Genomic DNA, 8,094 nt, shown 5'->3' with positions numbered 1-8,094 from the left:
CACGGGCTGCCAGGACCTTCTCCTCGACCTCGTAGCTGGTCCTGGTCGCCATCGTGTGCGGCCGCGAGGACCGCTCGTGCAACCCCCCTTCGCCCTCAGCCTGGTAGCGGTCGATCCAGGTCTTGACGCACTTGCGGGACACACCCATCGCGGCAGCGATGTGGGCCTGCTTCCAACCATCCCGGTGACGGTCGACGATCAGACGCCGACCATAGAAGGTCAGGCGGGCATTACGGTGTGACACGGAGCCTCCTTGTGGTGGTGCAGCCTTCGAACAGCCACACCCCACTCGGAGGCTCCTCCTAGGTCAACCAGACCCGCCGAGTGCTACCAACCTCCTGGCCGGGTACACCTAGGAGAACGGAGGGCCCGCACCCCAGGGGCGGGCCCTCCCCGTTCTTGCCGGGTTTCTCCGGGCCAGCCTTGCCGCCAACGTCTAGGTTCGTGGCTCGCCGCTCGATCCGAGAGCGCGACCTCCGCCCAGGCAGCGGTCTCGTCGTCGTCGGGCTGGTCGCTCTTGGTCGATCTCTTCTTCTGCAGTCCGCTGACTCAACCACTATCGACGCTCTGCCGCACGCCCCGCGCCACAGGGGCTGGCAGGTCCATCTCCGACGCGCCCGGCAGAGCCGGCGGGAATCCCCACCCGGGTGTGGAGTCCTCTGGTCAGTGACACTCCGTCGGGCGCCGTCTGACACAACCACCATTCCGCCCAGAATGACGCGCATGGACGACCGTGACGCGATCGCGGTCGAAAGCCTGCACAGAGGCCTGACTTCTTTGCCAAACTAGCCGTGAATCTATTAGCCCGATGTTTGGAACCACATTGTCGACGCCTCACGCACACCTTCTCAAGGAGTTGGTCTTACCGTCACGGTACGAATCGCTGATTGCGACTGTTGGGGCTGACATCGCACGCCTCTTGGTAGAACCGGCAGACGAGACGCTTGAGATCTTCCGACGCGTTGCGTTGCACGTGAAGGCCAGGGGTAGGGGCATCTTCCTGCCTCTGCACGCTAGCTCGGGGACCGGGAAGACGACGCTAGTCAGCAGTCTGTCGACCTGGCTACCGAGAGAGTTTGCTGCGACCGCACGGCTCGCCGGAGGCGAGGTGTCGGCAGACAGGCTTCGACAGTCCGTGGATGCGGCTGCTCAGGAATACGGGCTCCCCGCGAACGAAGATCGCATCGTTATCGTGAACGTTGACGACCGTGAGAGTGATCCCCCGACCGACAAAGAGCTCAGCCAGATCAAGGGATTCCTGCGGGAAAGTGGCGCTGGCTCCCGCACGCTCGTTGTGTGGCCTGAGACTTCCGGACCGATTGCCGACGTCATGGCCAGGTCCTTCGAGGAGCGAGCTGGGAAGTCGCCCGTTCACATCCCTGTTGATGTCGCCGGACCAGTGAGAGAAGAGTGGCAGGGTCTTGCAATCGAAACCCTGAAGCTCGCGAACGGCCTAGAGAGTCTTGAGGCGCTGGGAGTCGACCCGAGGAACTATGACCCCAACGCGTACCACACGCTTGGCGACCTTCTGGATCAAGTCAGTGCCGACTTCGTAGGGTTGCTCGCCGACTTGCTGAGCGCCACCCGTAAGCCCATCCGCGCCGTCATTGTCTTCGTGAGTGAGAGTGGCAACGCTGGTGTCCTGGGCGAATTGACCGGCAGTGCGCGCTACGGCCTCCTGGATGCGGACCGGTTGCTTTCTGCAACACCCAACAGCGTAATCGGGAAGTGGTGGTCTTCACGGTCCGGTTTGCTGGTCCAGACGATTGTGCGGCTGGACGCCCGAGCGGTCTTCATTACGCCGTCCCTGGCGCTCCCCATAGTGCGCCGATATGGCCCCAGCGAAGCGGTAGCGGTATTGGAGACACTTGACGTCAATACGAGACCACCAAGCGAGATCTCCACCTACTTCGATCGTTCCGAGTTCGGGCGCTTACTGCAGCGCGCCGACTCGCCGACGGCTGAGATCCGGGGCAACCCGGCGCACGACGCTCGAGCGGGCTTCGCACTGCTCGCGTCGGAGTACGGTTTCGGATCTGGCAACGACAAGAAGCTAAACCGCGCACTCGGTGATTTTCTTACCGCCGCCCAGTCTGGACTCGGCGAAACGGTGGTTGAGAAGCGGCTGGGTGATCTACCGTTGATTCCAGATCTCGCCATCGATGGGGTGGACGAGGCAACGTGCCTCGAGCTTCACTGGAGGTCTGGCGACTTCTTGACTACGACGAACCGATCCGAAATCGCGCAATACATTCTCAAGAAGTTGAAGTCCTACGCTGTCGAGTCTGGCTGGGCTTCTGGCTGAAGCACGACGGGGGCAGGCCGCGCTGCGTCATTTCGTCGCCATTGACGCAGGTTTCCATCGATCGGTGGGGAGCACGCGCGCCGCTAGTAGCGTGAGCGACGAGTCTCGGAGAGCCCCCCCGTAGACGCGCGGATCGCGGCCAGGGCCGAACTCGATGTCTTCACGAGGCGGACGCTCCTCGAGCTCGGCCATCTGCAACTCGATGCGATCGTCGATTTTGCGCTTGATCGCGCGTTCCCGCCGCTGCTCGGGTGTGAGTCGGACGCGACGATCGTTCATGCGTCGCCCAGTTCGGTCGTTCTGCACGCTGCTCGATTTCGATGACTTCCGCGTGCTTGGCTGCCCCTTCTTCGGCAGTACCTCGCGCCCGACGGCTGGACCACCGGGACATGGTCGCGGATTGGGACGGCCCTGATGAGCCGGAAGTTCACCGGTTGGCGCATCCAACCACTTCAGGCAGGTCGCACACTGGAGCTGGCCCTTGCGGTAAGGTGCGACGTCATCGACTCCGGGCGTCTTCCGCCTCTTCGTCCGTGGCGCAGTGCTCCCAGCACTGCGCATGGCCACCTTCGCTCGCTGCCCTGGCTGAGTCGCATACTCGCACCATTGGCCCGTCGCCTTGTGCTTGTGGGGCGGGATCGGACTCTTGGGGTTGATTCCGAACCTGCGCCCGCATGCACATGCCGGGCCCCCTTTACGCCGCTTCTTACGCGCCTTGGTCGGCGCGCCATAGGGGACCGTTCTTCCAGTCACAAACCGCACCCGGCCCGTCACAGCGCCACCACCTCCATTGCCTCTGCAACTCGGAGCTGTCCAGACATCAGCTTAGGAAGCACCGAGTCGCGCAGTACCGCGAGACTCTCGTTCTCCCTCAGTGCGGATGCGAGTCGCTGCTCCACGCTGTGGACCTCAGCCTCGCAGCGCGCAACGGCGTCCGACCGAATCGCAGGTATCTCGATGTTGTGGAGCTGGTCGCGGTTGATAGAACCGAAGACCGTGCCGCCTGAGTCGTACTCCGCCCAGGCGCGCCGGACGCTTCGGAGTAGATGAAACAGTGTGCTCTGCTGATCAGTCCTTGAACGCACAGCGGCGAGGCCGCGTCCGATGCAGAGAGTCTCAGGCGCATAGTTCACGGTGCCGACCGGCGCCCGCACGCTGACGAGGATGTCTCCGCCATGAGCCGTGCGCGTTGGCGCCGTCGTCCACACGCGACGGGTTGGGAAGCGCAGACCGAAGTCGCGTACCCCCTGGTAGAACGGGACGCCCTCCCCGTCCTCGTTCATGGTCTTCCCGGGGGGAGACGAGCCCATGACGATCTCTGCTACATCGCCCAGGCGTTCGGCACGGTTAGAATCCTGCGATTCCCTCACGATCGCAGCGCACAGTTCATCGGCGGTGGCGGCGAGCTTGCGGTTGGCTTCAATCTTGTCGTCGAGGGCGCCGAGCACTTCGGCGATTGCCACCTGCTGCGGATACGCCGGTGCTGGTACTTCCAGCTGTCGCAATGCCGACTGACGTATCCCGACCACCGTTGTGCCGGTCGCACGACCGATGAGATCAGCCTGCACACGATGAGTCTGGAGCGCGTAGTAGAGGTAGCCAGAGTCAAGAACATCCTTGCGGCCCCGGAGGCCAAATAGACGCTGACCGAGGACGAGAGGGGCATCCGTCACAACGCGCGCCACGCGGCCGAGAGGCGCCTCGCTCGTCAGGATCACGTCTCCGCTCCGGAGTGGCACACTCATCCAACGTTCGAAGACGTCTTCGCTGACATACCGAGCCTCGTCGAGGACGAGCCGACCATCTCTGACGAGGATCGCAGAAGCCACCGGGACGCCCTCATCGATGAACTCTGACCCAAGCTTCCGCGGAGTCTTGCCCCTGTGGTCGATCAGTTCTTCGAGAGCATCCTCTAAGCGAAGAGTTCTCACCGCACACGCCCCAGCTGCTCGCGCACCACGGCCTCCAGCCGCGCCGACTCCTCGAACCGCTCAATCAACTCAGCAGTCAACCGCTCAATCTTCTCCTCGATCGGCTCGCCGTCGTCCTCCTCCGGTGGAGCGCCCACATAGCGTCCCGGTGTGAGGGCGTAGTCAGCGTCCTTGATCTCCGCCAGCGTGGCCGAGTAGCAGAAGCCCGGCTCGTCCTCATACGTTGCCCCGGCCGCTTCCGCGGAAGCGCTGCCCCGCCAGGCGTGAAACGTGCCGGCGATCGTCGCGATGTCCTCCTCGCCCAGCTCGCGTTCGGCGCGGTCCACCATGTGGCCGAGGTTCCGGGCATCGATGAACAGCACCTCACCGGTCCGGTCCACCGACCCGGCCGCCTTGTCCTTGGTGAAGAACCACACGCACACCGGGATACCGGTGGAGCGGAACAGCTGGGTGGGCAGCGCCACCAGGCAGCTGACCAGGTCCGCCTCCACCAGGTTCGCCCGGATCTGCCCCTCCCCACCGGAGTTGGAGCTCATCGACCCGTTCGCCATCACCACACCGGCCGACCCGCCCGGAGCCAGCTTGGACAGGATGTGCTGCATCCACGCATAGTTCGCGTTGTTCTTCGGCGGTACCCCGTAGGCCCAGCGGGCATCATCGGTCGAGCGCGCCCAGTCCTTGATGTTGAACGGCGGGTTGGCCAGCACGTAGTCCATCTGCACATCCGGGTGCAGGTCCCGGGCGAACGTGTCCCCCCAGCGCGGGCCCAGGTTGCCGGTGAGCCCGTGCACGGCCAGGTTCATCTTCGCCATCCGCCAGGTGCGCTCGTTCAGCTCCTGACCGAACACGCTGATCGCCTGGGTGTCCGCCTCGTGCCGCTCCAGGAACTTCTCCGCCTGCACGAACATGCCCCCGGACCCGCAGCACGGGTCGTACACCCGCCCGGAGAACGGTTCGAGCACCTCCACCAGCACCCGCACCACGTCCGGCGGGGTGTAGAACTCACCGCCCCGCTTACCCTCCGCGGCCGCGAACTTCCCCAGGAAGTACTCATACACCTCCCCCAGCACGTCCCGCGCCCGCCGGGCACCCACCCCGGAGAACCGGGCCGCGTGGAACAGGTCGATCAGCTCCCCCAGCCGACGCTGGTCCACGTTGTCCCGGTTGAAGATCGTCGGCAACGTGGCCCGCAGCGTCGGGTTGGACTGCTCCAGCTGGGTCATCGCCTCGTCCACCAGCTGCCCGATGGAGGCCTCCGCCTCGTCCGGGCCAGCCACCCTGCCCTTGGCGTTCTCCGCCAGATACTCCCACCGGGCCCGCCGCGGCACCCAGAACACCCCCACGCCCAGGTACTCGTCCACGTCCTCCAGCAGCGGGGCGGACTGCTCCTCGGTGTACCCCTCGGCCGCGAGCTCCTCAGCGAGCTCAGCTCGCCGGGCATGGAAGGCGTCCGAGACGTACTTCAGGAACACCAGCCCGAGGATCACGTCCTTGTACTGGGAGGCGTCCATCGAACCGCGGAGCTTGTCCGCCGCCTTCCACAACGTGTCCTTGAGCTCCTTCATCGTGCTCGCGGTGCTCGGTGTGGCGACGGCCTGCTTCTTGCGTGGGGGCACAGCGTTCCTCATCCTTCTCCGGGCGCCGGTGCGCCCCCTTCATCTTCTCCTACCACGAGCACTCCTGTGGCTGCTCCGGCGGCCACTGTGGCCGCCAGCTCCTCCAGCCGAGCGGCCCGCTCGGCCAGCTCCTCCTGCGCCCGACGCACCTGCGCCAGCCCAGCGGCCACCGCGCTCGCCTGCGCTGGCGGCACCAGCCGCACCGGGAAGTCCCGCCACCGCCGCGCCGCCGCATCCTGCCCGGCCACGTCCCGGGCGAGCACCTCGCCCACCAACCCCACCTCCGGGCGCTGCACCCGCAGCACCTGCGCCGGGTAGGCGACCACGGAAAACCCGTCAGCATCCACCATCGCCGCCGGCCGCGGGGTCACGGTGAACACCACGTCCCCCGGTTCGGTCAGCCGGTGAGCGGGGTAGCACGCCTCCAGCTCCAACCGGCCCGCCACCCGCGACCCGGGCGCGAGCCCGCCGGTCAGCTCAGCCTCCCCGATCACCGGCACCTCACCGGCCGCCCCGGTCGCCGCGCGCACGTCCGCCGGGTCGATCCGGTGCCCAGGCAGACGGCGGAGCACACCCTTGTCGGTCAGCTCACCGATCCGTGCGGTCCTCGGGGCGACGGCGGTCCCGCGCCTGGTGCTGAGCCGCACCTCTCTCTGGGGTTCGGCCGCCAGGGCGCGGAGCAGCTCCTGGGCGTGGGCGCTGGCCGCGCCGTCGTCCTCGCGCACGCTGCGCGGCACCGGGCGGGCCGAGGCGATCAGGCCACCACCTGACGCCAGGATCGCCGAGGTCAGGGTGAACCGGGCAAACCGGAACGCGTGCGCGCCCACCTGCGCGGCGGTGCCCATCGCGGCCACCAGGTCGGTGATCAGGTCAGAGACCGCTGTCTCATCCAGGAGGCCACTGGGGGTGAGCAGCTCCTCGGAGACGTCGGCCACCAGGATCCACCGTTTCCGGATCGGCACCTGCGGGTGGGCGTCCCCGAGCACCCACAGCGCCAGCCGCTCCCGGGAGCGCTCCGGCACCAGGCCGGCCGGGAGCAGCACCGCGGCACGCACCTTGTCGGTGCGCAGCAGCTGGGAGCGCACCGACTCCACCTCGCGCCCCTCGGCGGCATCAAGCAGCGCCCGGGCCGGGCCGAGCACCAGGGCACGCTGCCCCGGGGCGAGCCGCATCGCCACATCCTCGATGCGTTCCAGCACCACCTGCTCCGGCAGGTGCTGGCCGGTCAACGCCGTGACCACCAGGGCGTCTGCGCCGAAGCCCTGGTCCAGGTCCCGGGAGCGCACGTGGTGCCCGTACGCGGCCAGCCGGCGGCGGGTCATCCGGTCGGCGTTGGCGGGCAGCACCGCCCCCGGCACCTCCAGGTGCTCCTGACCGCCGAGCACCGCGGTGAGCAGGTCCCCGCAGCCGGGGTCCGGGTCGGCCACGGTGAACGGCTCACCCGTGTGCAGGGCTGCAGCGATCGCCGCGGTCAGCTCCAGGGCGACCGGGGTGAGGGTCGCCGGGACCGGCTCGGCCAGGTCGAGCACCGGGCGGGTGGCATCCCGCGCCAGGGACGCGGCCGCAGTGGTGGCACCCAGCAGCGACTCCAGGGCTGCGGCCGGGGTGTAGGCGGAGTCGGCGAGCACGTCGGCCAGCGCGGCCAGCCGGGTAATGTCCTGGCCCGCAGCCTCGATCTCGGTGAAGGAGTCCGCATCGTCGGGGTCCACGTCGTCGGCGAGATCGAGGATCTCCGCCGGCGTGAGCGCGGCGAGAGCCGCGCCGGCGGCGGCCTTCACCCGAAGCAGCGCAGTCAGAGCGGACAGCAGGGAGAGGTGAGCGGCGCCGTCGTCATGGGAGACCCCACGCAGGGCCAGGTCGATGGCGAACTCGGGGTTGTTGCCCCGGCCGTTGCGCTGCACCCAGCTGGCCACCTCCGCGGCGGAGAACAGCGGCTGCTGGCCGCGCTGGCGCACCGGGCTGGGGAACGGGTCGTGCCCACCTGCGTACCGGCGGCGCCAGACCGAGACCACCGGGCGCTGCACGTGGGCGGTCTCGGCGACGTCGAGCAGGCTGACGTGCAGCCCGGCGAGCACCTGCTGCAGCACGGCCTGGGTGGCCGGCGCCTGGTCAACGGTCGTGGTGGTCATGGCCGTCACTCTCCCGCAGACCACCGACATTCTGGCCGCGATCGCGATAACCCCTCTTATCGCAGCGGTGCTGCCGCTTCGTCGGGGGCCGGTCACACACTCCTTCGCAGCGG

The 8,094-nt window shown here is 67.4% G+C and carries 5 protein-coding genes; 1 reads left to right on the top strand and 4 read right to left on the bottom strand.

The window, feature by feature from the left end; genetic code table 11:
* On the bottom strand, nucleotides 1-244 hold a 244-nt coding region (locus K338_RS0117980), incomplete at its 3' end, for a helix-turn-helix domain-containing protein (protein WP_027286878.1).
* Nucleotides 245-808: 564 nt separating this feature from the next.
* Between K338_RS0117980 and K338_RS0117975 the strand changes: the two genes are divergently transcribed.
* Nucleotides 809-2,305 (top strand): hypothetical protein, encoded by a 1,497-nt coding sequence (locus tag K338_RS0117975; protein WP_157612622.1) that lies wholly within the window; start codon nucleotides 809-811, stop codon nucleotides 2,303-2,305.
* A gap of 770 nt (nucleotides 2,306-3,075) precedes the next feature.
* On the opposite strand, the gene K338_RS24800 is transcribed toward K338_RS0117975, so the two are convergent.
* From K338_RS24800 to K338_RS23765, 3 genes are read right to left on the bottom strand one after another with little or no spacing between them, the layout of a single operon-like run.
* The gene (locus K338_RS24800) at nucleotides 3,076-4,236 is read right to left on the bottom strand and encodes a restriction endonuclease subunit S (RefSeq protein ID WP_022919551.1); all 1,161 of its coding nucleotides are present in this window, start codon (nucleotides 4,234-4,236) and stop codon (nucleotides 3,076-3,078) included.
* Complete coding sequence (locus tag K338_RS0117965) at nucleotides 4,233-5,864, bottom strand: class I SAM-dependent DNA methyltransferase (RefSeq protein ID WP_211218260.1); 1,632 nt, start codon at nucleotides 5,862-5,864, stop codon at nucleotides 4,233-4,235. Before K338_RS0117965 ends, K338_RS24800 begins: the two co-directional genes overlap by 4 nt.
* Nucleotides 5,861-7,981 (bottom strand): hypothetical protein, encoded by a 2,121-nt coding sequence (locus tag K338_RS23765; protein WP_022919549.1) that lies wholly within the window; start codon nucleotides 7,979-7,981, stop codon nucleotides 5,861-5,863. The genes K338_RS0117965 and K338_RS23765 overlap by 4 nt, the downstream gene beginning before the upstream one ends.
* Nucleotides 7,982-8,094: the final 113 nt, after the last annotated feature.

The organism is Ruania albidiflava DSM 18029, from assembly GCF_000421225.1.
Classification (GTDB): domain Bacteria; phylum Actinomycetota; class Actinomycetes; order Actinomycetales; family Beutenbergiaceae; genus Ruania; species Ruania albidiflava.
Note: the sequence above shows the minus strand (reverse complement) of the source record. Positions and strands in the feature narration are given on the sequence as shown.